The sequence below is a fragment of the Stenotrophomonas sp. SMYL20 genome, assembly GCF_036320045.1.
Lineage (GTDB): Bacteria > Pseudomonadota > Gammaproteobacteria > Xanthomonadales > Xanthomonadaceae > Stenotrophomonas > Stenotrophomonas maltophilia_A.
The window spans coordinates 15,031-39,673 of record NZ_JAWIRT010000033.1; the positions used below are offsets into that span (position 1 = coordinate 15,031).

Annotated in this window: 22 protein-coding genes and 1 tRNA gene; 15 read left to right on the forward strand and 8 right to left on the reverse strand. The window is 67.3% G+C overall.

Going from position 1 to position 24,643, the window contains the following annotated elements:
* Positions 1 to 147: 147 nt before the first annotated feature.
* From V3B48_RS19240 to V3B48_RS19250, 3 genes are all read left to right on the forward strand, one after another.
* The gene (locus V3B48_RS19240) at positions 148 to 633 is read left to right on the forward strand and encodes a DUF1203 domain-containing protein (protein WP_329894259.1); all 486 of its coding nucleotides are present in this window, start codon (positions 148 to 150) and stop codon (positions 631 to 633) included.
* Positions 634 to 866: 233 nt separating this feature from the next.
* Positions 867 to 2,039 carry a lytic polysaccharide monooxygenase gene (locus V3B48_RS19245; RefSeq protein ID WP_182266894.1) on the forward strand — a complete coding sequence of 391 codons (1,173 nt, stop codon included), beginning with the start codon at positions 867 to 869 and terminating at the stop codon, positions 2,037 to 2,039.
* Between the two features lie 178 nt (positions 2,040 to 2,217).
* Positions 2,218 to 3,393 (forward strand): lytic polysaccharide monooxygenase, encoded by a 1,176-nt coding sequence (locus V3B48_RS19250; protein WP_049400888.1) that lies wholly within the window; start codon positions 2,218 to 2,220, stop codon positions 3,391 to 3,393.
* Positions 3,394 to 3,550: 157 nt separating this feature from the next.
* Here V3B48_RS19250 and V3B48_RS19255 read toward each other — a convergent pair whose 3' ends face one another.
* Entirely contained in the window at positions 3,551 to 4,300 is a 750-nt protein-coding gene (locus V3B48_RS19255; RefSeq protein ID WP_080291795.1) for a ferredoxin--NADP reductase, read from the reverse strand.
* Between the two features lie 84 nt (positions 4,301 to 4,384).
* Between V3B48_RS19255 and V3B48_RS19260 the strand changes: the two genes are divergently transcribed.
* The 5 genes from V3B48_RS19260 to V3B48_RS19280 all read left to right on the forward strand — a co-directional run bounded on the left by V3B48_RS19260 (position 4,385) and on the right by V3B48_RS19280 (position 9,591).
* Positions 4,385 to 5,353 carry an ABC transporter ATP-binding protein gene (locus tag V3B48_RS19260; RefSeq protein ID WP_049400895.1) on the forward strand — a complete coding sequence of 323 codons (969 nt, stop codon included), beginning with the start codon at positions 4,385 to 4,387 and terminating at the stop codon, positions 5,351 to 5,353.
* On the forward strand, positions 5,350 to 6,141 hold the full coding sequence (locus tag V3B48_RS19265) for an ABC transporter permease (protein ID WP_010482250.1): 792 nt from the start codon (positions 5,350 to 5,352) through the stop codon (positions 6,139 to 6,141). The genes V3B48_RS19260 and V3B48_RS19265 overlap by 4 nt, the downstream gene beginning before the upstream one ends.
* A 517-nt stretch (positions 6,142 to 6,658) precedes the next feature.
* Positions 6,659 to 7,426 (forward strand): hypothetical protein, encoded by a 768-nt coding sequence (locus V3B48_RS19270; RefSeq protein WP_329894260.1) that lies wholly within the window; start codon positions 6,659 to 6,661, stop codon positions 7,424 to 7,426.
* Positions 7,427 to 7,732: 306 nt separating this feature from the next.
* Positions 7,733 to 8,671 carry a 2-dehydropantoate 2-reductase gene (panE, locus tag V3B48_RS19275; protein WP_329894261.1) on the forward strand — a complete coding sequence of 313 codons (939 nt, stop codon included), beginning with the start codon at positions 7,733 to 7,735 and terminating at the stop codon, positions 8,669 to 8,671.
* Between the two features lie 50 nt (positions 8,672 to 8,721).
* A complete protein-coding gene (locus V3B48_RS19280; protein WP_329894264.1) occupies positions 8,722 to 9,591 on the forward strand; it encodes an epimerase in 870 nt (289 codons plus the stop codon).
* Positions 9,592 to 9,769: 178 nt separating this feature from the next.
* Here V3B48_RS19280 and V3B48_RS19285 read toward each other — a convergent pair whose 3' ends face one another.
* Entirely contained in the window at positions 9,770 to 10,567 is a 798-nt protein-coding gene (locus tag V3B48_RS19285) for a TatD family hydrolase (RefSeq protein ID WP_032967280.1), read from the reverse strand.
* A 67-nt stretch (positions 10,568 to 10,634) separates the two neighbouring features.
* Here V3B48_RS19285 and hrpB point away from each other — a divergent pair, with 67 nt between their 5' ends.
* Positions 10,635 to 13,139, forward strand: coding sequence for an ATP-dependent helicase HrpB (gene hrpB / locus V3B48_RS19290; RefSeq protein ID WP_329894262.1), 2,505 nt, complete (start codon positions 10,635 to 10,637; stop codon positions 13,137 to 13,139).
* 135 nt (positions 13,140 to 13,274) lie between these two features.
* Positions 13,275 to 13,649, forward strand: coding sequence for a hypothetical protein (locus V3B48_RS19295; protein ID WP_019336760.1), 375 nt, complete (start codon positions 13,275 to 13,277; stop codon positions 13,647 to 13,649).
* A 95-nt stretch (positions 13,650 to 13,744) separates the two neighbouring features.
* Here V3B48_RS19295 and V3B48_RS19300 read toward each other — a convergent pair whose 3' ends face one another.
* The 4 genes from V3B48_RS19300 to V3B48_RS19315 all read right to left on the reverse strand — a co-directional run bounded on the left by V3B48_RS19300 (position 13,745) and on the right by V3B48_RS19315 (position 16,042).
* Positions 13,745 to 14,284: a pseudouridine synthase gene (locus tag V3B48_RS19300; protein ID WP_182267896.1), complete on the reverse strand. Its 540-nt coding sequence runs from the start codon at positions 14,282 to 14,284 to the stop codon at positions 13,745 to 13,747.
* Positions 14,285 to 14,413: 129 nt separating this feature from the next.
* Positions 14,414 to 14,665, reverse strand: a complete 252-nt coding sequence (locus tag V3B48_RS19305; protein ID WP_253143695.1) for a hypothetical protein — start codon at positions 14,663 to 14,665, stop codon at positions 14,414 to 14,416.
* Between the two features lie 135 nt (positions 14,666 to 14,800).
* Positions 14,801 to 15,121 carry a hypothetical protein gene (locus V3B48_RS19310; RefSeq protein WP_232528148.1) on the reverse strand — a complete coding sequence of 107 codons (321 nt, stop codon included), beginning with the start codon at positions 15,119 to 15,121 and terminating at the stop codon, positions 14,801 to 14,803.
* Positions 15,122 to 15,184: 63 nt separating this feature from the next.
* Positions 15,185 to 16,042 (reverse strand): methyltransferase, encoded by an 858-nt coding sequence (locus tag V3B48_RS19315; RefSeq protein WP_329894263.1) that lies wholly within the window; start codon positions 16,040 to 16,042, stop codon positions 15,185 to 15,187.
* Between the two features lie 169 nt (positions 16,043 to 16,211).
* On the opposite strand from V3B48_RS19315, the gene V3B48_RS19320 reads away from it, so the two are divergent.
* The 4 genes from V3B48_RS19320 to V3B48_RS19335 all read left to right on the forward strand — a co-directional run bounded on the left by V3B48_RS19320 (position 16,212) and on the right by V3B48_RS19335 (position 20,680).
* Positions 16,212 to 17,168 carry an aldo/keto reductase gene (locus V3B48_RS19320; RefSeq protein WP_049424161.1) on the forward strand — a complete coding sequence of 319 codons (957 nt, stop codon included), beginning with the start codon at positions 16,212 to 16,214 and terminating at the stop codon, positions 17,166 to 17,168.
* 682 nt (positions 17,169 to 17,850) lie between these two features.
* A tRNA-Thr gene (locus tag V3B48_RS19325) sits at positions 17,851 to 17,924 on the forward strand.
* Positions 17,925 to 18,279: 355 nt separating this feature from the next.
* A complete protein-coding gene (locus tag V3B48_RS19330; RefSeq protein WP_049398660.1) occupies positions 18,280 to 19,404 on the forward strand; it encodes a slipin family protein in 1,125 nt (374 codons plus the stop codon).
* A gap of 55 nt (positions 19,405 to 19,459) precedes the next feature.
* Positions 19,460 to 20,680: an RtcB family protein gene (locus V3B48_RS19335; protein WP_285301508.1), complete on the forward strand. Its 1,221-nt coding sequence runs from the start codon at positions 19,460 to 19,462 to the stop codon at positions 20,678 to 20,680.
* A 164-nt stretch (positions 20,681 to 20,844) separates the two neighbouring features.
* Here the strand turns inward: V3B48_RS19335 and V3B48_RS19340 are convergent, their stop codons facing one another.
* Both V3B48_RS19340 and V3B48_RS19345 read right to left on the reverse strand, forming a co-directional pair.
* Positions 20,845 to 21,750: an NAD(P)/FAD-dependent oxidoreductase gene (locus V3B48_RS19340; protein ID WP_049398662.1), complete on the reverse strand. Its 906-nt coding sequence runs from the start codon at positions 21,748 to 21,750 to the stop codon at positions 20,845 to 20,847.
* Positions 21,740 to 22,195, reverse strand: coding sequence for an Rrf2 family transcriptional regulator (locus tag V3B48_RS19345; RefSeq protein ID WP_253143681.1), 456 nt, complete (start codon positions 22,193 to 22,195; stop codon positions 21,740 to 21,742). The genes V3B48_RS19340 and V3B48_RS19345 overlap by 11 nt, the downstream gene beginning before the upstream one ends.
* 183 nt (positions 22,196 to 22,378) lie before the next feature.
* On the opposite strand from V3B48_RS19345, the gene V3B48_RS19350 reads away from it, so the two are divergent.
* Positions 22,379 to 24,499: a methyl-accepting chemotaxis protein gene (locus tag V3B48_RS19350; protein ID WP_253143680.1), complete on the forward strand. Its 2,121-nt coding sequence runs from the start codon at positions 22,379 to 22,381 to the stop codon at positions 24,497 to 24,499.
* Positions 24,500 to 24,643: the final 144 nt, after the last annotated feature.

Here is a 24,643-nt window from a genome sequence, read left to right on the forward strand (position 1 = left end):
TCATCGGCCGGGGCGGCGCGCGCATCTTAGCGCCTTGCGGTGCGATCCCCGTGGCACTGCCTGGCCCGATGGCGATGCCGGGTCTGAAAACGGCGAGCATGACGGCCGGTGCGTGCGCAGAATCCGGGGAAAACCAAGGAGACGCCCATGCATGCGTGGTACCTCGGTGGCCTCGACCACCGCCCCTTCCAGCACCTGTTCGAGAAGAGTGACACCGCGCTGGCTGCGCTGGGCATCCAGCGTCGCTGGGCCGGCGAAACAGGAGGACACCCCTGCCGGATCGGCCTGAGCGATCCGCCCAGTGGCAGCGAGCTGCTGCTGTTGTCCCATGTGCACCTGCCGCTGCACTCGCCCTATCACGCCTCGGGCCCGATCTTCGTGCAGCGTGGCGTAACGCGCTGCGTGCTGCCGCCGGGTGAGGTACCCGCCTATGTACAGCGCCGTACGATCTCGTTGCGCGCCTATGACCAGGCTGCATTGATGCTGGCCGCAGAGATCAGCGCGGGCACTGATGTTGCCGCCCGGCTGGACGCGCTGTTTGCCGACCCTGCCGTGGCCTTCGTGCAACTGCACAACGCGGCCCACGGCTGCTTCTCATGCCAAGCGGATCGAGTGGGTATGCCGGCGACGTAGCAGGATCTCCACGACGTGATCGATGCCACGCCGAAGACGTGATCGCCAACGCATCCGTTCAGTCCCGCGTGAAGCCGGCGGGAAGGGCTTCACACCCCCAGTCACGGATCGGCGCTTCCGTGGTTCCTCAGTCTGCATCGCGACTCGATACTCGCCGTGGTGCCGCCGAAAGTCCGCCGTGCAGCGCAGCTCCTGCGGTCACCGTTCTCTTTCGACGACCACAAGGAAGCGCCATGTCATTCCGATCCACACCGCTGTTGCTGGCCACCTCGTTCGCCGCTGCGGGCCTGTGCCTGGCCGGCAACGCATTCGCCCACGGCACCATGACCACGCCGGTCAGCCGCGTCTATGCCTGTTTCCAAGGCAATCCGGAGAACCCGACCAACCCGGCCTGCGCCGCCGCGAAAGCGGTGGGCGGTTCGCAGGCGTTCTACGACTGGAACGGCATCAACCAGGCCAACGCCAACGGCAACCACCAGGCCGTGGTGCCCGATGGCAAGCTGTGCAGCGGCAACAACCCGACCTTCCGCGGGCTGGATGTTAACCGCAGCGACTGGCAGACCACACCGATCCAGCCAGACGCCAGCGGCAAGTTCACCTTCGTGTTCAAGGCGACCGCGCCGCACGCCACGCGTGACTGGCGCTTCTTCGTCACCCGCGACGGCTGGCAACCGGGCAGCCCGCTGCGCTGGGCCGATCTGCAGGAGTTCTGCACGCTGGGCAACACGCCGCTGTCGGCCGATGGCACCTACAAGCTGCAGTGCACGCTGCCACAGCGCAGCGGCCAGCATGTGATCTACAACACCTGGCAGCGCTCGGATTCGACCGAAGCGTTCTACACCTGCATGGACGTGCGCTTTGAAGGAGGCGGTGGCAGCACCCCGCCCGCAGCGCAGTGGCAGGATGCCGGCCCGGTCACCGCGCGCGGCGAGCTGCCGGTCGGCACCACCCTGGCGTTGCGCGTGTTCAACGCCAACGGCAATGATGTCGAACGCGTGGAAGCGACCCTGGCCAGTGGCCAGACTGCGGCCGCGCAGTGGCCGTTGGCGCTGGCCCGCAAGGTCAATACCAGCGCCCAGCACGCACGCGTGGGCGTGCTCAGCAATGGCGTGATCACACCGACGGCCTCGGCCACCGCCAACCGCGTGTACCTGAAGGATGGCAACCGCTTCCAGCTCGATACCCAGGTGCCCGACCCCGGCACGCCATCACCGGGCGGTGATTTTGACCACGTGTATCCCGCTGGAATCGGCAGCTACGTGCCGGGCCAGACCGTGGTGAAGGGCGGCGACGGCAAGCTTTATGCCTGCCGCCCGTTCCCGGAAGGTGCATGGTGCAACGTCAACGCCGAAGCCTACCGGCCGGGTGCCGGCGCGGCTTGGCGTGATGCGTGGATCGCGTACTGAGGCAGTGATGCGGGAGGCGGTGCACAGTGCACCGCCTTTCGCCCGGAAGGCGGCACAGTGAGCACCGTGTTGCAGATCGAACACAGCCGCCATCGATTTCAAACTTGTCCGATGTTGCCGACGGCCCTGCATGTGAAGACTGCGCGAGGTTTCCCACACTTCGCAAAGGAGTTCCTGCATGCACCTGTCCCACCGGGCAGTCCTCGCTCTGTCCGTCGTTGCCGGCCTGGCCCTGTCCGGCAGCGCCCTCGCCCACGGCACCATGTCCAAGCCGCTCAGCCGCGTGAAGCAGTGCCACGAAGGCAATCCGGAAAACCCGACCAACCCGGCCTGTGCCGCGGCCAAGGCCATCGGCGGCGCGCAGCCGTTCTATGACTGGAGCGCGATCGCCCACGGCAACGCCAATGGCAACCACCGCGACCTGGTGCGCGATGGCGAGCTGTGCAGCGCCAGCATCCCCAAGTACCGCGGCCTCGATCTGAATCGCAGCGACTGGCCGACCACGCCGGTGCGCGCCGATTCGCGTGGCCGCTACACCTTCGAATTCCTGGCGCCGGCGCCGCACGCCACCCGCGAGTGGAAGTTCTACGTCACCCGTGACGGTTGGCAGCCGGGCAGCCCGCTGCGCTGGGCCGACCTGCAGGAATTCTGCACCCTGGGCAACGTGCCGCTGTCCGAAGGCGGTGTCTACAAGCTGGACTGCCCGCTGCCCAAGCGCACTGGCCAGCACATCATCTACAACACCTGGCAGCGCTCGGATTCGCAGGAAGCCTTCTACACCTGCATGGACGTGCGCTTCGAAGGTGGCGGTGGCGTGGTTCCGCCGCCGCAGTGGCAGGATGCCGGCGCGGTGACCGCCAATGGCGCACTGGACGTGGACAGCACCGTGACCCTGCGTGTGTTCAATGCCAACGGCAACGACCTGGAGCGCGTGGAAACCAAACTGGCCGCTGGCCAGACCAGCCCGACGCAGTGGCCGCTGGCCCTGGCCCGCAAGGTCAACGCCAGCGCACAGCACGCGCGCGTGGGTGTGATGAAGAACGGCGTGATCACGCCGGTCGCCTCGGCCACCGACAACCGCGTGTACCTGAAGCCGGGCAACCGCTTCCAGCTGGAAACCCAGGTACCCGGTCCGGGCCCGATCGATCCGGTCGATCCGCCGGGCGGCGACTTCGACTTCGTGTACCCGGCCGGCCTCGGCAGCTACAAGCCGGGCGAGACCGTGGTGAAGGGCACTGACGGCAAGCTGTATGCCTGCCGCCCGTTCCCGGAAGGCGCCTGGTGCAACATCAATGCCGATGCCTATCGTCCGGGCACCGGCTATGCGTGGCGCGACGCCTGGATCGCGTACTGAGGCAGGACACCGGGGGCGGCGTGATGCCGCCTCCGTTTCATGGGGTTGCCGGCCAGCGGCCGGCACTACCAGAGTCCATGCGGTTGCCGGCCAGCGGCCGGCACTACGCAGGCTTAAGTCCATGCGGTTGCCGGCCAGCGGCCGGCACTACGCAGGCTTACTTGCTGCTGACGTACTTCTCGCGGCGGATCTGCGGGTTGCCCAGGCCAGCGGCCTTCAGCAGTTCGGCACAGGCATCGACCATGTCCGGGTTGCCGCACAGATAGGCGATGTCAGTGGCCGGGTCCGGGGTGAAGCCGGCCAGCGCCTGCTGCACGTAGCCGTGCTGCACGTCTGGATGCGGATCGGCCGGCAGTTCGCGCGACAGGCATGGAACATAACGGAAGTTCGGGTGTTTTTCGGCGAAGCTGTAGAAATCTTCGCTATACAGCAGCTCGCCCGGGCTGCGCGCGCCCTGCAGCAGCACGATCTGCACGCCGCGCTCGGCCATGGCCGTTTCCAGCAGCGGCAGCATCGAGCGGTACGGGGTAACGCCAGTACCGGTGGCGATCAGCAGGTAGCGGGCGTTGTGATCACCGGGATTCAGGCAGAACCGGCCATAGGGGCCGGACGCACTGATCTGGCCGCCCTGCTCCAGCGCCTCGAACAGGGCCGTGGCGGCGCCGCCGGGTACGAAACTGACCGCGATATCCACCGCCTCGCCCGGGCCCAGCGCGTGGTCGTGGATGGTCGCCAGCGAGTAGCTGCGCTTGGTTTCGGTGCCGTCTGCGTAGCTGAAATGGACCTGGATGAACTGGCCGGGCTGGAAATCCAGCGGCTGTCCATCGTCACGCACGAACTGGTAGTGGCCGACGGTCGGGGCCAGCATGCGGCAGCCGACCAGCTTGAGGGGGAATTGAACAGGCACGACTTTTCGGGACAGTGTGTAGCCGGGGCAAGCCCTCGGGGTCTTCTATAATAGCCCCTCCCCGCCCCTCTCCAGCGCCAGCCCATGGGCGCGAAGGCTTCGAGCTTGGCATCCCAGAACGATACGGCGCCCGCCCTGCGCGTGCGCGACCTGCGCAAGACCTATGACAACGGCACCCAGGCCCTGAAGGGGGTTTCCCTGGAAGTGGCCCCGGGCGACTTCTTCGCCCTGCTCGGCCCCAACGGTGCCGGCAAGTCCACCCTGATCGGCATCATCAGCTCCCTGGTCAACCTCAGCGAGGGCCAGGTAGAAGTGTTCGGCAGCGACCTGGTGCGCAACCGCAGCGCCACCATGCGCCTGATCGGGCTGGTGCCGCAGGAAATCAACTTCAACCTGTTCGAAAAGCCCTTCGACATCCTGGTGAACTACGCCGGTTTCTATGGCGTGCCGCGCGAGGAAGCCGAGCAGCGTGCCGAAGAGGAACTGAAGCGGGCGCACCTGTGGGAAAAGGCACAGGTGATGAGCCGTACGCTGTCCGGTGGCATGAAGCGCCGGCTGATGATCGCCCGCGCGATGATGACCCGCCCGCGCCTGCTGATCCTGGACGAGCCGACCGCCGGCGTGGACATCGAGATCCGCCGCGACATGTGGCGCGTGCTGAAGGAGATCAACGCCGCCGGCACCACGATCATCCTCACCACGCACTACCTGGAAGAAGCCGAGTACCTGTGCCGCCACCTGGCGATCATCAATCATGGCCAGATCGTCGAGCAGGGGCCGATGCGCACCCTGCTGGCCAAGCTGGACGTGGAAGGCTTCCTGCTGGACATCGACGGTGACCTGCCGGCGCAGCTGCCGGTGATCGAGGGCGCGACGCTGACCGCACCGGACCCGCACACGCTGGACATCGACATGCCGCGCGCAATGGACCTCAACCGCGTGTTTGCCACGCTCAACGAGTCCGGTATCCGTGTACGTTCGATGCGTACCAAGAGCAACCGCCTGGAGGAGCTGTTCGTGCGCCTCACCGGCAACCTGGAGAAGCCTGCATGAGCACCACCGAGCTGACCGACGGCCAGCGCAACCGCGTCGCACTGATGACCATCGTGCGCCGCGAAGTCGCCCGCATCATGCGCATCTGGGGCCAGACCCTGGTGCCGCCGGCGATCACCATGACCCTGTACTTCCTGATCTTCGGCAACCTGATCGGGTCGCGCGTGGGGGACATGGGCGGCTACACCTACATGCAGTTCATCGTGCCGGGCCTGGTGATGATGAGCGTGATCCAGAACAGTTACGGCAACATCAGCTCCTCGTTCTTCGGCGCCAAGTTCGGCCGCCACGTGGAAGAGCTGCTGGTCAGCCCGATGCCGAACTGGGTGATCCTGTGGGGCTACGTGGCCGGTGCGGTGCTGCGCGGCCTGATGGTGGGCGTGATCGTGCTGATCATCGCGATGTTCTTCACCCCGGTGCGCATTCCGCACCCGCTGGTGATGCTGACCACGGTGATCCTGGGTGCGACGATCTTCTCGCTGGCCGGTTTCATCAACGCGGTGTATGCGAAGAAGTTCGATGACGTGGCGATCGTGCCGACCTTCATCCTGACCCCGCTGACTTACCTGGGTGGCGTGTTCTATTCGGTGAAGCTGCTGCCGGGCTGGGCCGAGGCCGCCACGCACGCGAATCCGATCTTCTACATGGTCAATGCATTCCGCTATGGCCTGCTGGGCAGCAGCGATGTGCCGCTGCCGGTGGCCTACGGGCTGATGATCGGATTCGTGGTGGTGCTGACGGCGCTGGCGCTGTGGCTGCTGCGCCGTGGCGTGGGCATGCGCAGCTGAGGGGTGCCTGCAGGGCCTGCGGCCCTGCACCCGCCGAATCAACGTCAACGTCAACGTCAACTTCAACTTCAACGGCATAAGCTGACGATCCGTGGGATGGCGGGGTGGGTCCGGTTGCGGGGGACGCTGCAAGTCCCCCTCCGGGGCCCGGCCCAGCCGCTGGCGGCTGTGCGTTCGGGCGCTTGCGAAGCAGTGCTTCGCAAGCAAAGCGCCCTCACCCATGTAAGCTCGGTCGCCCCTTGTTCGTGTGCGCTTTCCTGCGCACACGGCAAGACCGGGGTTGGGCGTCCTGCCCAACCCGCCCGAGGCATGCCTCGGGCCCATGCGGCTCACGCCCCCGCAACCGTACCCACCCCGCCTTCGACAGTTTCCGGCGATCTGTCGGAACGGCATGGACCGCTGTTGGTAGGTGTCGACCTTGGTCGACACGGTAGATCCACGCCATGCGTGGATGGAGCGTTCACGGTAAGGCCGATGCTTGGCTCTTTTCGTTTCGGATTACGGCTAGGCTGTAGCGATGAAGATCACTTCCATTGCGTTGGACAAGGCCGTGTCGGATGGTCCGATCGATGCGTTCAGCCATGTCCTGCTGAGCGATTCGCCCATGCTGGATGAGGTGCTGGATTGCCTGGCCTCGCTGCACGTGGCTGATCCCATTCATCGTTATCTGTGCACGCTCGACGAAGTCGGCCAGTGCCGCTACACCAGCATGCACGCGTCCGACGACGAGCGCATCGCGCTGTACGAGGACGAAGACCCGGCGACGCCGGAAGATGCGTTGGCGGCACGCGAGCGGTTGCTGGCGCACGTCGTCGCGCAGCTTGAGCATTCCACGCATCGGCTGCAGTGGACCGCGTTGGCGGGTACGTTGATGTGCAGCGACGAGGACATCGAGGCGCTGGTCGCTGCCAATGCGACACCTGATCTCATCATCGATGACGCGGTCTGCGTGCAGCAGGTGCCCGTGACCCGTGATGACCTGCTGATCGCCGCCCTGCCCAACGGCTACTTCAGCGCGGACTGGGACATCTTCCAGAACCACGCCCTGATCCGGCATCTGCAGGAGCGCTACGACTACCGTCTGTTCGGACTCGGCGCATCGTGGCTCGGTTTCCAGCGCGACCGCGCACCGTCGTCTGCAGAGGCGGGCGCGTTGGTCGCGGACCTGCAGCGCGTCTACGCGGCCGGAACGCACGACACGTGGTCACAACTGGCTGCAACGCTGGCCAACCGCACCACACTGCTATTGGGCTACACCGAAGACTTCAGCGAACAACTACCCTGAGCACCGCTCTACACGAGCGAGCGCAGCGAGCGACCCGCTTCCGCCTTCGCTTTTGATCTGTCTTCCGTGGTGGCCGCACCCGGAACATGTCCGTGGCCGGGCGGGTAGGTTGCGCAGGGGCGTGAGCCGCATGGATGCGGCGACCGAGCTTACATGGATGTACTTGCAGCGTCCCCTGCGCGGCCTACCCGCCCGGCCAACCCCAATGAACAGTGCATTCCGCGAACCACCACGAGGGGCTCCGCCGTTGGCCGCAATCTCCGGCACAATCGCACTCCTGATTCCCCAGAAAACGGTGAACGTGCAATGCGCATCCTGATCCTCGGCGCCGGCGGTACCGGCGGTTACTTCGGCGGTCGCCTGGCTCAGGCTGGCGTGGACGTGACCTTCCTGGTGCGCCCCGCACGCGCCGCCCAGCTGGACCGCGATGGTCTGGTCATCCGCAGCCCGCTCGGCGACGCCAGTTTCCCGGTGCAGCACGTCACCGCCGATGCGCTCCCGGCATTGGCCGCGCAGAAGCCGTTCGATCTGGTCATCCTCAGCTGCAAGGCCTACGACCTGGACAGCTCGATCGATGCCATCGCTCCGGCTGTGGGCGCGAACACCACCGTGCTGCCGATCCTCAACGGCCTGCATCACTACAACGCGCTGGACCTGCGCTTCGGCCGCGACGCTGTGCTCGGTGGCCTATGCTTCATCAGCGCCACCAAAGCCCCCGACGGCGCCGTGCTGCACCTGGGCAAGCCGGCCAAGCTCACCTTCGGCGAGCGCGACGGCGGTGCCATCTCCGAACGCGTGCGTGCCTTCGCCGCCGCCTGCGCGCGGGCCAACCTCGATCACCTGGCCAGCGAGCACATCGGCCAGGAACAGTGGATCAAATACACCTTCCTGACCGCGCTGGCCGCCTCGACCTGCCTGCTGCGCGCGGATATCGGCAGCATCGTCGCCACCGATGATGGCGAGGCGATCGTGCGTGGCCTGTACGACGAATGCCTGGCCGTGGCCGAAGCTGCCGGTGAGCCGATTCCCGATGCTGCGCAGGACACCGCACGCGGCACCCTGACCCAGGCCGGCTCTGCGTTGAAGGCTTCGATGCTGCGCGATCTGGAAGCCGGCCAGCAGGTGGAGGCAGAACAGATCGTCGGCGACATGCTTGCGCGCGCGCGCAAGGCCGACCAGGAAGCTTTGCTGCTGCAGGTCGCCTACAGCAGCCTGCAGGCCTACCAGGCGCTGCGCAGCGCGTGAGCGCCGCGTTGCAGACCAACGCGCTGCCGGCGCGGGTGCTGATCCTCGGCATGGGCTGGAGCGGGTGCGTGCTGGCTACGCATCTGCGGGCGTTGGGCGTACACGTGGCCGGCACGGTGCGCGACCCGGCGTCGGCACCGCACGATGGCCTGCCGCGCCATCAGCTGCGAGCTGACATGCCACCGTCGCCCGCCCTGCTCGATGAGATCGCGCAGGCCGAGGCCGTGCTGTGCAGCGTGCCGCCCGATGCCGAGGGTGACCCGGCACTGCGTCTGCTGCTGCCGGCACTGCAGGAAAGTCCAACACTTCGCTGGGTGGGCTATCTGTCATCCACGTCGGTCTATGCCGATCGGGCCGGCGGCTGGGTCAACGAAACCAGCGTGGCCGATGCTACTGAAACGACCGGCATGCAACGCAGACGCGCCGAGGACCAGTGGCGTGCGCTGGCGGAGCAGCGCGGTATCGCCTCGGCGGTATTCCGCCTGCCCGGCCTGTACGGACCGGGGCGCAATGCGCTGTTGCAGCTGGCGCAGGGACGTGCGCGCCACGTAGTGCGTCCTGGGCTGGTGTTCAACCGACTGCACGTGGATGACCTGGCAACGGTCGTTACCGCATCGATGCAGCGGCCGTGTGTGGATGGGCTGTATCTGCCAGCCGATGACGAGCCGGCACCGCCGCAGCAGGTACTGGCCTTCGCCGCGCAGCTGGGCGGGTTTGCGATGCCACCTGCCATGCCCTGGGACGATCCCGCGCTGAGCCCGACACTGCGGCGCTTCTACGAGAGCAGCAAGCGCATCGACAGCACCGGTACGCGCGAGGCGCTGGGCTGGGAGCCGCGGTTTCCGACGTATCGGGAAGGATTGGAAGATCTGGCCGCCGCGTTCGCCGGGCATGGCCCAGCGCTACCACCGCTTCTGTAGAGTCGAGGGGGGGGGGGGGGGGGGTGGGGGGGGGCGGGCCCCCCCGGGGACACGCACCCCCCGAGCCGCGGCCCCCCGCCCCCCCCCGCGTCTTGGCGGGGCGGGGGGGGGGGGGGGGGCGCCCCCCCCCCCCCCCCCCCCGCGACTCTACGACGCAGGGTCGCCGCGACGAAGGGAATCAACCCGCGTCCGGCAGGCGGAAGAACGCACGCGTCGCGGCAGTTGCATTCGCGGCGGTCACCGCCACGTCTTCGCCACGGTCACGCGCCAGTTCTTCCACGATGTGCGAGAGGAACATCGGTTCGTTGCGGCGGTCCTTCGGCATCGGCTTCAGCGTGCGCGGCAGCAGGTACGGCGCGTCGGTCTCGATCATCAAGCGGTTGGCCGGGATGTTCTTCACCAGTTCGCGCAGGTGCGCGCCACGGCGCTCGTCGCACAGCCAGCCGGTGATGCCGATGTACCAGTCCTGGTCCAGGTAGTCGAACAGCTCGTCACGCTCACCGGTGAAGCAATGCACCACCGCCGGGCCGATGCGACCTTCGAAGTTCTTCATCTGTGCCATGAAGTCGGCATGCGCGTCGCGCTGGTGCAGGAACAGCGGCTTGCCGTTGTCTGCGGCCAGCTGCAGCTGGCGTTCGAACGCGCGGTGCTGGGCCGGGCGCGGCGAGAAGTCACGGAAGTAGTCCAGTCCGCACTCGCCCACCGCCACCACTTCCGGGTGGGCATGCAGCGCGCGCATCTCGGCATCGCATTCCTCGGTGTATTCCACCGCATGGTGCGGGTGCACGCCGGCGGTCGCATACAGGAAGCCCGGGTGCTGCTGCGCCAGCTGCAGGGCCAGTGGCGAGTGCTCGCGGCTGGCACCGGTAATGACCATCTGCACCACGCCGGCCTGCCGTGCGCGGTCCAGCACGGCATCGCGGTCACGGTCGAAGGAGTCGTGGGTCAGGTTGGCGCCGATATCGATCAGGTGCATGGTCATCGCGGGGGAAAAGTGCCCGCGCATTGTACCTGCGGCTGCCGTGGCCCCTTATCCTTTGCACATGAACGCCCCGCTCTTCCCTATCTCCCCGCTGCTGCCACAGATCCAGCAGCATCTGGCCGCGCAGCCGCGGCTGGTGCTGGAGGCGCCGCCCGGCGCCGGCAAGACCACCCAGGTGCCACTGGCGCTGCTCGATGCACCGTGGCTGCAGGGGCGGAAGATCATCCTGCTGGAACCGCGCCGCGTCGCCGCACGCAGCGCCGCGCTGTTCATGGCGCGGCAGCTGGGCGAGGAGGTGGGCGGCACGGTCGGCTACCGCATCCGCTTCGAGAACAAGGTCTCGTCGCGCACCCGCATCGAGGTGGTTACCGAAGGCATCCTGACCCGCATGCTGCAGGACGACCCGATGCTGGAAGAGGTCGGCGCGATCCTGTTCGACGAATTCCACGAACGCCACCTCAGTGGCGATCTGGGCCTGGCGCTGGCGTTGGACGTGCAGGCACAGCTGCGCGATGACCTGCGCCTGGTGGTGATGTCGGCGACGCTGGATGGTGAGCGCCTGGCCCGCTTCCTCGATGCACCGCGCCTGAGCAGCGAAGGCCGCAGCTACCCGGTGGCGATCAGCCATTTCCCGGCGCGCCGCGATGAGGCGCTGGAACTGCAGGTTCGCCGCGCGGTGCAGCAGGCATTGGCCGAGCACCCGGGTGACCTGCTGGTATTCCTGCCCGGCCAGCGCGAGATCGCGCGGGTGCAGGCCGGGCTGCAGGAATCGCTGGATGCGGGTGTTGAAGTGCTGGCCCTGCACGGTGAACTGCCGGTGGAGCAGCAGGCGCGGGTCCTGCAGGCGGCCAGTGATGGTCGTCGGCGTGTGGTGCTGGCCACCAACGTGGCCGAGTCCTCGGTGACGCTGCCGGGCGTGCGCGTGGTGATCGACAGCGGCCAGGCACGCGAGCCGCGCTACGACCCCAACAGCGGCTTCACCCGGCTGGACGTGGTGGCCATCGCGCAGGCATCGGCCGACCAGCGCGCGGGCCGCGCCGGCCGTGTCGCCGAGGGCGTGGCGTGGCGGCTGTGGCCGCAGTCGCAGCGGCTGGAGCCGCAGCGCCGCGCCGAAATCGATCAGGTCGAGCTGGCCGGACTGGCGCTGGAACTGGCCGCCTGGGGCAGCAGCGACCTGCGCTTCCTCGATCCGCCACCAGCCGGCCCGATGGGTGCCGCCCGCGAACTGCTGCAGCGGCTCGGCGCGCTGTCCAGCAGCGGTGCGATCACCGCACTTGGCCGCCGTGTGCTGGCGCTGGGCACGCATCCGCGGATGGCGGCGATGCTGCTGGCCGCGCCCGATGCCCGCGCACAGGCGCTGGCCGCCGATCTGGCCGCCCTGCTGGAGGCGCGCGATCCGTTGCGCCAGGGCGGTGATGCGCTGGCCGCGCGTTGGCGTGCGCTGGCGGCATTCCGCAATGGCCGCGCACCGGGCGACGCCAACCGCAGCGGCCTGGCCGCGATCGATGCCGCCGCCAAGCAGTGGCGTCGCCGCCTGCGCTGCGAGGCCACGCCGCCGGCCAGCATCGAGGCGCACGAATTGGGGGATCTGCTCGCACATGCGTTCCCCGACCGCATCGGTGTCCAGCACCCCAGCGATCCGCTGCGCTACCTGCTGGCCAATGGTCGCAGCGCACGCCTGCACGATCTGAGCGACCTGCGCGGCGAGCCGTGGCTGGTAGCCAGTGAACTGCGCTTCGAGGCACGCGACGCGCTGCTGCTGCGTGCCGCACCGGTGGACGAGGGCCAGCTGCGCAAGGCGTGGCCGGAGCGCTTCGTGACCGAGGATGTGGTGCGCTGGGACAGCGAGCGTCGCGCCCTGGTGGCACTGCGCGAGACCCGTTTCGACCGCATCGTGCTGGACAGCCGCTCGGCCGGGCGGGTTGATCCGCAGCACGCCGCACAGGCGCTGACCGACGCGGTGGCCGAACTCGGCCTGCAGGCGCTGCCGTGGACCGAAGGCCTGCGCCAATGGCAGGCACGCGTGGAGTCGCTGCGGCGCTGGATGCCCGAACTCGGCCTGCCCGACTGCAGCGACGACGCCCTGCTGGCCACGCGTGCGCAATGGCTGCAGCCCGCGTTCGCCGGCAAGAGCCGCCTGGATGCGCTGGACGAGTCCAGCTTCGGCGAAGCGCTGAAGTCGCCTCTGGAGTGGTCACAGCGTCAGCTGGTCGAGCGTCATGCGCCGACCCGCATCACGGTGCCGTCCGGGCTGGAGCGGCCGATCACCTATGCGCTGGACAGCGAGAGCGGCGAACCGCTGCCGCCGGTGCTGGCGGTGAAGCTGCAGGAACTGTTCGGCCTGGCTGACACCCCGCGCATCGCCGACGGCCGCGTGCCGCTGACCCTGCACCTGCTCTCGCCCGGTGGCCGCCCACTGCAGGTCACCCAGGACCTGCGCAATTTCTGGGAAAACACCTACGCGGAAGTGAAAAAGGAAATGAAGGGCCGCTACCCGCGCCATCCGTGGCCGGATGACCCGTGGACGGCGACGGCCACCCATCGGGCCAAGCCGCGCGGGACCTGACCAGTGGGGCCGGCTGTGGACCCTGCCTGATCCTGAATGGCTGCGGTAAAGTCACGCCACGTGTGACCTCGACTGACATACCGTTTACGGGCAACACGCGACACTGGACTTCGACCCGAGGCAAAGGACCCCCGCATGAGCAAGCTGACCGTAATCACCGACCGCGCTCTGGAGCGCGCCCTGGAGCTGGCCCACACCGCCGGCGATGGCCTGAAGAGCGCCGGTGGCAGCCTGCGCAATGCGGACTGGATCAAGACCGGCGCCGCCATCGGCGCAGTGAAGACCGGCGGCAAGGCCGCAACCAAGTTCGTGCGCCGCAATCCGGCAGTGGCCGTGGCCGCCGCTGCGGTCGGTGTAGGCCTGCTCGGCTACGCGCTGTACCGCAAGCAGCAGAAGAAGAAGGCCGCCAATGGCCACGTGGTGAATGGGCAGGCGCAGCGCATCAACGCACGTGACCGCCGCAACGACACCGTGGTGGACGAGCACAGCGATATCGGCAGCGACGCCTGAGCCTGCCGGGGTCGGATCCTTTCCACAGGAAGGGCGCTGACCCCCAAGGCACTACATGAGGGCCGGACACCGGAAGGTATCCGGCCCTTTCTGCATCAACCGATCTGCAGCCACTGTCCCGGCTGCAGGTCGTCCAGCCGGTAAGGCCCCATCGACACGCGGACCAGCCGCAGCGTCGGCAGGTTCACCGCCGCGGTCATCCGCCGCACCTGCCGGTTGCGGCCTTCCCGGATCGTGATCGCCAACCAGCTGTCAGGCACGGTCTTGCGGAAGCGCACCGGCGGATCGCGTGTCCACAGCGACGGCGCCGGATCGAGGCGCTCGATCTTCGCCGGCAGGGTCGGCCCGTCATTGAGCACCACGCCGTCGCGCAGCTGTTGCAGCTGTTCGTCGCTGGGCATGCCTTCCACCTGCACCCAGTAGGTCTTGTCAGCCTTGTGCCTCGGGTCGGTCAGCTTGTGCGCCAGCGTACCGTTGTCGGTCAGCAGCAGCAGGCCTTCGCTGTCATGGTCCAGGCGACCGGCGGCATACACGCGCGGCGGCAGGCCGAACCCGGCCAGGGTCGGCCGCGGCGGCACGCTGCGGTCGGTGAACTGGCAGAGCACGTTGAAGGGCTTGTTGAAGGCGATCAGCATTGCGGGCACGGCAGGCGGCGGGTGGGGCATTGTCCCATGCCGCGTGCGGCGGCTCGAAAGGTGCCGGTCAAGTCGGCCGGCATAGCCCATGCCCGGCTGCGCTTTCCTGCGACCACGAACACGAAGGGCTCAGCCGAATACCTTCCACTGCAGCAGGAACGACCCCAGCACCAACACGAAACCGCATGCCGTGACGACATTGGCCCGGCGACGCAGCGCCGCGGGTGGCGGACTGGTCATGCGGGCGCGTTCGTCCAGCACCCCGCCAAAGAACAGCACCGCAAAACCCGTCGCTCCCAGCAGGTCGTAAGCATGCCCACCGTGGTACACAAAGTCATACAGCCGCGGCAGCACCAGCACCGCGATGACGATATACAGCACCTTCTTCAACGGTCCATGTCCTTGAGTTCGATTGGACTCCGGCGCATGGCCGGACCTGGGGCCAGCCATACGTTGCGCTGCGCGCGGTGAGCGTGGTTGCGGCTGCGCTTTCCTGCCGCCCCAATCTCGGCCGGCTCAGCCGAAAACCTTCCATTCCAGCAGGAACGAGCCCAGCACCAGTGCGATGCCGCACGCGGCGATGACATTGGCCCGCCGCCGCAGGCCTGCGGCCGGCGGGTCGGCCCTGCGCGAACGTTCCTCCAGAAGGGCACCCGCGAACAGCACGGCAAACCCTACCGTCGCCATCAGATCGTGGGCATGACCACCGTAGAACACAAAATCGATCAACCGCCCCAGCACCAGCACCGCGACAGCGATGTAAAAGACCTTCTTCAACAATTCATGTCCTTGCATACGATCGAATTCCGGCGCATGGCCGGTCTTGGGACCAGCCATGCGCCGCGCTACGCGCGATGAGCCGAGCAGGAACGATGTCGGCCGTCCTGACCGGCACCCCTCTTACGGCTTGATGAAGCGCAGGGTCATGCGGTCGCTTTCGCCGATCGCCTGGTACTTCGCATCATCGGCCTTGTCGTGCTGGTTGGTCGGTGGCAGCGTCCACACGCCGTTCGGGTGGTCCTTGGTATCGCGCGGGTTGGCATTGACCTCGCTGCGCGCGTCCAACTTGAAGCCGGCGGCTTCGGCCATCGCAATCACCTGCTGCTGGCCGACATAGCCGGTGTCATCGTCGTCGGCCACGTCGGCCTTGGCGCGATGCTCGACCACGCCCAGCACGCCGCCCGGCTTGAGCACGTTGAAGAAGCCCTGGAACATGCCCTGCGCCTGGCCGGCCTTGCGCCAGTTGTGCACGTTGCGGAAGGTCAGCACCACGTCGGCTGAACTGGCTGGGCCGAACACCGGCTTGGCCGGATCGTAGGCGACCACGGCGGTCTTGCCGAACTGTGCCGGCGCACCGGCGTACTTCTTTTCCAGGCTGTCGCGGCTGCGCTGCTGGTAGTCACGGCCGCGGCCCTCGGGCACCGCCATCGGGTCGACCACGGCGGCAACATAGTGGCCCTTGTCCTGCAGCAGCGGCGCCAGGATTTCCGAGTACCAGCCGTTGCCGGGGGTGATCTCGATGACGGTCTTTTCCGGCGTCACCTTGAAGAACGACAGCGTCTGCGCCGGATGACGGAAGCCATCGCGCTTGACGTTGTTGGCATCACGGGTCGACGCCTTCACCGCCGCATCGATGGCCGGTGACACCTGGATCTTCGCCGGTGCCACCGTGGCCGGTGCGGCGAACGCGGGAACAGCGGCAAGCAGGGCCGAAGCAAGCAGCAGGCGGCAACCATGCAGGGACGAAGCAGGCATCATCGGAGCGACTCCAGCGGAAGATGCGGCGAGACTAGCAGCCGCGGCGTCCCAGGTGTTCACAAAACGTTAGCTGCGTGCGCATCGCGGAACACTGTTTTGTGGTCACCGCCGCAGCACGGTCACACAACGCGTTCTATTCTGGAGCACTTCCCCCAAGGAGTCCGTGCCCATGACGGCAACCCGCGAACTGGGCCGTTCCGGCCTGCATGTACGTCCGCTCGCCTTCGGTGGCAACGTGTTCGGCTGGAGCGCCGATGAGAAGGCCAGCTTCGCCCTGCTCGATGCCTTCGTCGATGCCGGCTTCAACCTGGTCGACACCGCCGATGTGTATTCGGCGTGGGTGCCGGGCAATGCCGGCGGCGAATCGGAAACGTTGATCGGCAAGTGGTTCGCCCGCAGCGGCAAGCGCGACAAGGTGGTGCTGGCGACCAAGGTGGCCAAGTGGGCCGAACGCCCCGGCCTGACCCCGGACAACATCAATGCCGCAGTGGAAGATTCGCTGCGCCGCCTGCAGACCGACGTGATCGATCTGTACCAGGCCCACGAGGATGACGAGTCAACGCCGCTGGAAGCGACCCTGGCCGCATTCGGCCGGCTGATCGAAGCCGGCAAGGTGCGTGCGATCGGTGCGTCCAACTACAGCGCCACGCGCCTGGCCGATGCGCTGAAGGTATCCACCGACTACAAGCTGCCGCGTTACGAAACCCTGCAGCCCGAGTACAACCTGTACGACCGCGCCGGCTACGAGAAGGAGCTGGAACCGCTGGTGCAGCGCGAACAGATCGGCGTGATCGGCTACTACGCCCTGGCCAGCGGCTTCCTCAGCGGCAAATACCGCACGCCGGCCGATGCGGCCAAGAGCCCGGCACGTGGCGAGAACGTGGTGAAGCGCTATCTGAATCCGCGTGGCCTGCGCATCCTGCAGGCGCTGGATGACGTGGCCAGCAAGCACAACGCCAGTGCCGCGCAGATCGCACTGGCATGGCAGATCGCACGGCCGTCAATCACCGCGCCGATCGTCAGCGCCACCAGCGTCGAGCAGCTGCACGATCTGCTGGCCGCAGCCAACGTGTCGCTGAGCGTGCAGGATGTCGCGCAGCTGGATGCCGCCAGCACGGAAGCTTGAGACCCGGTAGTGCCGGCCGCTGGCCGGCATTCCACAGTCCGGTAGTGCCGGCCGCTGGCCGGCATTGCGCGGTAAAGAAGAAAATAATTGAACAAAATGGTTGCGCGCGAGTAAATCGTGGTTTATCGTGCGCACCTCGTTTCAACAACCACTGGAAACTTCCCTTGAACGCGCATTCCGTCGCCATCGCCAAACTGCTGCCATGCCTGCGCATGGACGTGCTGGCGCGCGCGTTCGGCAAGGAAGTCCAGCTGACAACGGCCTGATACCCGCCCTGCGGAGATCGGCCACCCCGATCTCCGAGGCTTGACGACGCCCTCGGAACGCAAGTCCCGGGGGCGTTTTCGTTTGCGTCGGCACAAGGACCCGCGATGCCAGAACTGCACCCCGCGCGGCAACCCGCCGCTCACTGACCCAGGTTTTTCCCGCCCCGCCGAAGGATTTACTTCGCGCGATCGGCAGCGCCTGGACATTATCTGCATCGCACCCAAACATTATCGCTCGCGATAATGTCGGTGGCCTGCACCCTCGATTCTCCAACGGTCCCGTTTCCACCACGGGCTGGTGCGCGCGGCGTTGCCGTGGCGTATGCCGGAGGTCTCGGACATGCCATCGCCTGGATCGCCTGCTGGAAGCAGGCATCGGTTCGCCGGTACGCGGTTCGATTCCGCGCGGTCCCCAACTGGATAGCTCAGCTTGGTCAGAGCAACGGATCCGTAATCCGTCTGTCGTGGGTTCGATTCCCACTCCAAACCACATGACCTGTCACGTCATGACTTGAAGCAACACCCGGGGCGCAAGCCCCAGCGGCCATCGCCGCCGTCCACGGACAACGCCTTCGGGCAGGAACGTGGAAGGCAACGGACCGCACGCCGGGCCCCGGCCCGCCGCCACTGCCAGCCACGTTCCGCACCGGTGCTGCCTGCCGGGAACGACGATGGCAGCAGTGCCGGTGCACCGAAGGCTCCGCGCGTGGACCGTTCCCCGATGGCCGCCCTCTTCCGCCAGCTGCACAAGGTGTGCAGCCAGCCCTGCCACGATCTGATCGGCCCGGGTCATGGCATTCATTCCATCGGGTCGAACCACCAGAGCCATACAAGGAGAGACTCCCATGTTCTGGACCATCAAGGTCGTGATCGGCGACGGCGAGCGCGGCCTGGTGTATCGCAACCGTCGTTTCCAGCAGATCCTGCTGCCGGGCGTGCACCGCCTGTCGCCGTTCGGCGGCCGCCCGCACGTGGACATCCACACCGCATCGAAGGGCGCGGCCTATACCGGCAGCGACCAGGACAGCCTGATCGAAGCGCTGGGCACCGAGCTGGACACGCACTTCGTGCTGGCCAACGTCGGCGCCAGCGAGGTCGGCCTGTTGCTGCGCAACGGCCGCATCGATGAAGTGCTGCCGCCGGGCAGCCGCCGTCTGTACTGGCGGGGTTCGGTCGACACCCAGGTGCGCGTGATGGCGCTGGGTGACGAGCCGCGCATTCCGGCGGACGTGCAGCAGCGCCTGGGCCAGTTGGGCGTGCTGCCGCGTGTGGCGGTGATCAGCACCGTGCCAAGCGAGTCGGTCGGCCTGCTGTTCATCGATGGCACGCTGCGACAGACGCTGGACGCCGGCCTGCACGCGTTCTGGAACTTCAACGGCAACGTGTCGGTGGAGCGTGTGGAGCTGCGTGCGCGTTCGCTGGACGTGTCCGGCCAGGAACTGCTCAGCCGCGACAAGGTGACCCTGCGGGTGAACCTGGCCGCGACCGTGCAGGTGGTCGACCCGGTGCGTGCACACCGAACGCTCAGCAATGCCGACGAGTTCGTCTACCGGCAGCTGCAGTTCGGCCTGCGCCAGGCGATTGCCGCGCGCAGCCTGGACGAGCTGCTGGGTGACAAGGCGGCACTGGACGGCGAGATCGCCGCCCATGTGCAGGCGGCGATCGAGGGCCACGGCGTGCGGCTGCTCGGCGTGGGCATCAAGGACGTGATCCTGCCGGGTGAGATGAAGGAGATCCTCAACGGTGTGGTGCTGGCCGAGAAGCAGGCCCAGGCCAGCGTGATCCGCCGTCGCGAAGAGGCCAACGCCACGCGTTCGCAGCTCAACACCGCAAAGCTGATCGAGGACAACCCGGTGCTGATGCGCTTGAAGGAGCTGGAGGCACTGGAGAAGGTCACCGAGAAGATCGACAAGCTCACCGTGTTCGGCGGCCTGGATGGCGTGCTGAAGCAGCTGGTGACGATCAGGTAGGGGTCGCGGCGGCGCAGGGACGCGCCGCCGGCCCATCAAGGACAAACACGAAGACATGGACACTCAACACAACTATCAATGGCTGCACGCCGAGGGCACCACGCCGATCAAGGGCTGGGTCAACGGTGTGCCGCTGGAAGCGCAGGCGCATGAGCAGCTGCGCAACATCGCCGCGATCCCGTTCGTCGGGCCGTGGGTGGCCGTGATGCCGGACGTGCACCTGGGCAAGGGCGCGACCGTGGGCTCGGTGATCCCGACCCGCGGTGCGATCATCCCGGCCGCGGTCGGCGTCGACATCGGCTGCGGCATGGCCGCGGTGCGTACCACGCTGCGTGCCAACGACCTGCCCGATGACCTGCGGCAGCTGCGCAACAGCATCGAGCGCAGCATCCCGGTCGGCAACGGCCGTGGCGGCGAGCACCACCGCATGCCCGACAGCATCCATACGCGGCTGGTGCAGTCCGGGCTGGCCGCCGGCCTGGAGAACATCAAGGACAAGCACCGCAGGATCCGCACCGACAAGCTCGACCGCCAGCTGGGTACGCTGGGCGGCGGCAACCACTTCATCGAACTGTGCCTGGACGAGACGGACACGGTGTGGGTGATGCTGCACAGCGGTTCTCGCGGCACCGGCAACCTGATCGGCACCTACTTCATCGAGAAGGCGCGCGAAGAGCTTGCGCGCCGTGTGCTCGGCTTCCACCTGCCAGACAAGGACCTGGCGTTCTTCATGGAAGGCGAGCCGCTGTTCGATGACTACGTCGAAGCAGTGTCGTGGGCGCAGGACTACGCCCGGCACAACCGCGAGGCAATGATGTCGCGGGTGCTGGCCGAGATGCGCCATCGCCTGCCGAAGTTCCAACTGGCAACGATGGCGGTGAACTGCCATCACAACTACGTGCAGAAGGAGACGCACCACGACCAGGAGCTGCTGGTGACGCGCAAGGGTGCGGTCAGTGCGCGCGAGGGCGAGCTGGGCATCATTCCCGGCAGCATGGGCACGCGCAGCTACATCGTGCGTGGCAAGGGCAACGCGGACAGCTTCCACAGCTGTAGCCACGGTGCCGGCCGGGTGATGAGCCGTGGCACTGCGCGGCAGCAGATCACGCTGGCCCAGCACCGCGAGGCCACCGCGCATGTGGAATGCCGCAAGGACAGCGGCGTGCTGGATGAATCGCCGGCCGCGTACAAGTCGATCGACGACGTGATGGCGGCGCAGCTCGACCTGGTCGACGTGGTGCACACGCTCCGCCAGGTGCTGTGCGTGAAGGGATGATGGAACGGTGCCGGCCAAGGCCGGCACCTGCTCGACGGGCACGGGCGAATGGATGCCCGGGATCCGTAGAGTCGAGCTTGCTCGACTGCTCTTCCACGCCATGCGTGGATGAAACGGCGCCGACCAAGGTCGGCATCTACCAGAGCAGCACGTCGCGTCGGGGGTCAGCGCGGCACGCTGTCCTCGGCCACCAGCGCATGATGCACGCCGATCCCCGCACGCACGCCCTCGGCGGTGGCCAGGGTGATGTTGCCGACCGTGGTCGCATCGCCTGCGGCGTACACGTTCGGCACCGAGGTCTGCTTCATCATGTCGACCTCGATCAGCACCCCCAGCGGGCTCTCGACCAATGTGCACCCCAGCTGCTGCACCAGCGGCGTGGCCATCGCCTGGGTGGCCGGCACGAACAGCGCACGCTGTGCGATGCGGCGACCGTCGGCCAGCTCCACTTCCAGCCAGGTCGGCTGATCGCCCTGCACACCCAGCACGGGTGACGTCTCGATGTGCACGCCGCGCTGCTGCATGGCGGCGCGTTCCTCATCGGTGATCTCCAGACCCATGCTGAAGAACGTGACATTGCCCCAATCGGCGAACAGCGGCGCCTTGCTGGCGGACATCGGATGGCCGCCGAGCAGGCCGATGGCACCACCACCGACTTCATAGCCGTGGCAGTAGGGGCAGTGCAGCACGGTGCTGCCCCAGCGCTCGGCCAGTCCGGGCAGTTCCGGCAGCTGGTCGGCGATGCCGCTGGCCAGCAGCAGCTTGCGCGCGGCCAGCACCTGGCCATCGGCGGTACGCACTTCCACGCCTTCGGCGGTGGTGCGGGCGTGCTCCACTTCGGCATGCACCCAACGCACCGTGGGGTAGTCCAGCAGCTGCTGACGCGCGGTCTTCAGCAGCTCGGCGCCACTGATGCCATCCAGCCCCAGCACCCCGTGCGAATGACTGGCAAAACGATTGCGCGGTGAACCGGCATCGATGACGGTGACCGGGCGACGGGCACGGGCCAGGATCAGGCCGGCGGCAATGCCGGCGTAGCTGCCGCCGACGATGAGCACATCAGGATTCATGGTGACCTTCCAGGGAACGGTGATGGGCAAGATGGCGGGCGAAGTCGGCGCCGAGCTGGTCCAGCGTGGTCGCCTGCAGGCGCTGCTCAAGCAGCCGCTGCGCCTCGCGTGCGCCTTCGAGCAGGGCGCTGTTGACCAGCTGCTGGATCGGGCAGCCACCGCCGGAATCGCGAGCGCCGACCTGGACCAGCGGCGGTGCTCCCACCGCCAGATAGATGTCATGCAGGGTGATCGCCGCGGCATCGCGTGCCAGCTGACTGCCGCCGCCGTGACCACGGGTGCTGCGCACCAGGCCGGCCTTGTGCAGCTGTGCCAGCAGACGACGGATCACCACCGGATGGGTCGGCAGGCAGGACGCCAGCTGTTCGGACGTGCGCGGGGCGGTATGGCCGACCAGGTGCGCCATCACGTGCAGGGCGTCGGAGAGTGGGTTCGCGGATTTCATGTAACAACATTAGTTACATTTAATTCCTCTGTCGAGGGTCTGCTTTCGTTCCATATGGACACATCTGTCCTATGAAACATCTCCTTCACATCACTAAACGAAACGCGAATGTGATGCGCATCTCACTTCAGGGTGTGCGCATCGGGTCGATACCGCAGTGCCCCTTCCCGAGAGTCCTTCCACATGAATGCGTCTGTCCGTGCTCCGCGCCTGCAGTCCAAGCTGCTCGGCGCGGTTTCTGTTGGTCTGGCTGTGGTCCTGCTGTGCGCTCTGGCCGGCCTGGCCTCCGCCTGGTTGAAGTTGTCCACCGAGGTTCCACCCGAAGTCGCGCACAGCCGCGATGCCGAACGCCTGCAGCGCGAGTTCCGCGGCCAGGTGCAGGAATGGAAGAACGTGCTGCTGCGCGGCCACGACGACGCGTTGCGCCAACGCCACCTGGACGCCTTCGACAGCGAGGGTCGTCTGGTCGAGCAGCTGGCCAAGGGCCTGGTCAGCAGCCCGGATGCACGCACGCGCGAACTGGCGCAGGCCTTCATCGGCCTGCACGCGCAGCTGCAGCAGGACTATCACGCGGCGCTGCAGGCGTTCGCCGAGGCCAGCTACGATCCCGCCGCCGGCGACAACCTCGTGCGGGGCAAGGACCGCCCGGTGGCAACCGCGCTGGATGCGTTGAGTACGCACGCCACGCAGGTGGCCGAAGCGGCGGTAGCGGCCCGTTCGCAGCAGGCGCGGCAGACGCTGCTGCTGTGCGCGGCGCTGACCGTGCTGGCCGCCGTGCTGCTGCTGATGGGCCTGGGCTGGTGGCTGCGGCGTGCGGTGGTGCAGCCGGTGCTGGCGGTGGAAGCCGCTGCGCGTGCAGTGGCCGCCGGTGATCTGCAGCATGTTGTGCAGGTGCGCAGCCGCGATGAGATCGGTCGCCTCGCGCAGGCCATGCAGGCGGTGCAGTCCACGCTGCGCGGTGTGCTCGATGCACAGGCCACGATGGCACAGGCGCATGACGCCGGCACCATCAGCCACCGCATGGATGCCAGTGCCTTCCCCGGCGCGTTCGGCACGATGGTGGCCGACAGCAACGCGCTGGTCGATGCGCACATCCAGGTAAAGCTGCGCGCGATTGCGATCATGGGCCGTTACGCCATCGGCGACCTCAGCCAGGACATGGAACGCCTGCCCGGCGAGAAGGCAGTGATCACCGACGCACTGGATACCGCCAAGGTCAATCTCGGCATGATCAATGGCGAGATCCGCCGCCTGGCCGAAGCCGCTGCCATGGGTGACTTCGGCCAGCGTGGCGACAGCGCGCGCTTCGAGCATGACTTCCGCGCGATGGTCGACGGCTTGAACCGATTGATGCAGACGACCGAACTGAACCTCGGCGAGGTCTCCAGCATGCTGCGCGCGATTGCCGATGGCCGCCTCGGCGCGCGCATGCATGGCGATTTCCAGGGCGTTTTCGCGCGCATCGCCGGCGATGCCAACACCACCGCCGCGCAGCTGGCGACCATCGTCACCGACATCAAGCACGCCTCCGGCAACATCCACACTGCGGCTGCAGAGATCGCCGCCGGCAACAATGATCTGTCGCGCCGTACCGAGCAGCAGGCGGCCAATCTGGAAGAAACCGCCGCGTCGATGGAAGAACTGACCTCCACCGTGCGCCAGAACGCCGAGCATGCACGCCAGGCCAACCAGCTGGCGATCGGCGCGCACACGGTCGCCTCGCAGGGCGGCAGCGTGGTCGGCCAGGTGGTGGCGACGATGGGTGCGATCGAGACCTCGTCACGGCAGATCGCCGAGATCATCAGCGTGATCGATGGCATCGCATTCCAGACCAACATCCTGGCGCTGAACGCGGCAGTGGAAGCCGCGCGGGCCGGCGAACAGGGCCGCGGCTTCGCGGTGGTCGCCAGTGAAGTGCGCACGCTGGCGCAGCGCTCGGCGGCGGCCGCGAAGGAGATCAAGGCGTTGATCGAAGCCTCGGTTGAGCAGGTCGGCCACGGCGCGCAGCGCGTGCGCGAGGCCGGTGACACCATGGCCGAGATCGTGGCATCGGTGCAGCGCGTGACCGACATCATGGCCGAGATTTCGGCGGCCTCGCAGGAGCAGAGCGCGGGTATCGAGCAGGTCAGCCAGACCGTGATCCAGATGGATGGCACCACCCAGCAGAACGCCGCGCTGGTGGAGGAAGCCAGTGCCGCCGCACGCAGCCTGGAACAACAGGCGAACCGGTTGATCGATGCGGTGGATGTGTTCGATCTGTCGACCACGGCGGCAGCGAAGGACGCGTTGGCGCGTGCGGCCTGAGTGATCCGGTTGCCGGCCAGCGGGCGGTACCACCCGTGCGATGTGCCGGCCGCTGGCCGGCAGCGTCCGCCGCCACATGGGTAGCGCCCGACCGGTGGGCGGGGGCCGGCCGGGGCCCTGCGGGCCCACGGGGCGCACCCCCCC

Coding starts and splice junctions, on each gene's coding strand:
- V3B48_RS19240 (WP_329894259.1), top strand. CDS start 148: ATGCATGCGTGGTACCTCGGTGGCCTCGACCACCGCCCCTTCCAGCAC.
- V3B48_RS19245 (WP_182266894.1), top strand. CDS start 867: ATGTCATTCCGATCCACACCGCTGTTGCTGGCCACCTCGTTCGCCGCT.
- V3B48_RS19250 (WP_049400888.1), top strand. CDS start 2,218: ATGCACCTGTCCCACCGGGCAGTCCTCGCTCTGTCCGTCGTTGCCGGC.
- V3B48_RS19260 (WP_049400895.1), top strand. CDS start 4,385: ATGGGCGCGAAGGCTTCGAGCTTGGCATCCCAGAACGATACGGCGCCC.
- V3B48_RS19265 (WP_010482250.1), top strand. CDS start 5,350: ATGAGCACCACCGAGCTGACCGACGGCCAGCGCAACCGCGTCGCACTG.
- V3B48_RS19270 (WP_329894260.1), top strand. CDS start 6,659: ATGAAGATCACTTCCATTGCGTTGGACAAGGCCGTGTCGGATGGTCCG.
- panE (WP_329894261.1), top strand. CDS start 7,733: ATGCGCATCCTGATCCTCGGCGCCGGCGGTACCGGCGGTTACTTCGGC.
- V3B48_RS19280 (WP_329894264.1), top strand. CDS start 8,722: ATGGGCTGGAGCGGGTGCGTGCTGGCTACGCATCTGCGGGCGTTGGGC.
- V3B48_RS19285 (WP_032967280.1), bottom strand. CDS start 10,567: ATGCACCTGATCGATATCGGCGCCAACCTGACCCACGACTCCTTCGAC.
- hrpB (WP_329894262.1), top strand. CDS start 10,635: ATGAACGCCCCGCTCTTCCCTATCTCCCCGCTGCTGCCACAGATCCAG.
- V3B48_RS19295 (WP_019336760.1), top strand. CDS start 13,275: ATGAGCAAGCTGACCGTAATCACCGACCGCGCTCTGGAGCGCGCCCTG.
- V3B48_RS19300 (WP_182267896.1), bottom strand. CDS start 14,284: ATGCTGATCGCCTTCAACAAGCCCTTCAACGTGCTCTGCCAGTTCACC.
- V3B48_RS19310 (WP_232528148.1), bottom strand. CDS start 15,121: ATGGCTGGTCCCAAGACCGGCCATGCGCCGGAATTCGATCGTATGCAA.
- V3B48_RS19315 (WP_329894263.1), bottom strand. CDS start 16,042: ATGATGCCTGCTTCGTCCCTGCATGGTTGCCGCCTGCTGCTTGCTTCG.
- V3B48_RS19320 (WP_049424161.1), top strand. CDS start 16,212: ATGACGGCAACCCGCGAACTGGGCCGTTCCGGCCTGCATGTACGTCCG.
- V3B48_RS19330 (WP_049398660.1), top strand. CDS start 18,280: ATGTTCTGGACCATCAAGGTCGTGATCGGCGACGGCGAGCGCGGCCTG.
- V3B48_RS19335 (WP_285301508.1), top strand. CDS start 19,460: ATGGACACTCAACACAACTATCAATGGCTGCACGCCGAGGGCACCACG.
- V3B48_RS19340 (WP_049398662.1), bottom strand. CDS start 21,750: ATGAATCCTGATGTGCTCATCGTCGGCGGCAGCTACGCCGGCATTGCC.
- V3B48_RS19345 (WP_253143681.1), bottom strand. CDS start 22,195: ATGAAATCCGCGAACCCACTCTCCGACGCCCTGCACGTGATGGCGCAC.
- V3B48_RS19350 (WP_253143680.1), top strand. CDS start 22,379: ATGAATGCGTCTGTCCGTGCTCCGCGCCTGCAGTCCAAGCTGCTCGGC.